This is a genomic window from Shewanella electrica (assembly GCF_022321485.1).
Lineage (GTDB): Bacteria > Pseudomonadota > Gammaproteobacteria > Enterobacterales > Shewanellaceae > Shewanella > Shewanella electrica.
This window is the reverse complement of sequence record NZ_JAKOGG010000677.1, coordinates 1-243: the sequence shown is the minus strand read 5'-3', so window position 1 is coordinate 243 and position 243 is coordinate 1. Positions and strand designations below refer to the sequence as shown.

Here is a 243-nt window from a genome sequence, read left to right as displayed (position 1 = left end):
ATGGGGTAAAAATTATTGACCGGCACGGGAGGTTTCTTTTCATCAACAAGTCAGCCGAACGGAACATGGAAATTGTCCGTGACGAGTGGATTGGGCGGCATGCGGAGGAGCTGATTCCAAACTCCATTATCTTGAAAGCGCTTCACACCGGGACCCCGCAGATGCACCAGCACAGCGTTGTGCTCGGCAAGCACTTTATTGTCCATGCCTCCCCGCTGATGTACCAGGGAGACGTCATCGGCG

1 protein-coding gene is annotated in these 243 nt (G+C 53.9%); it reads left to right on the top strand.

The genetic code is table 11. The features are described 5' to 3' along the window. The coding region (locus L9G74_RS21785; protein WP_238898968.1) for a PAS domain-containing protein at nt 1-243 on the top strand (243 nt) is incomplete at both ends.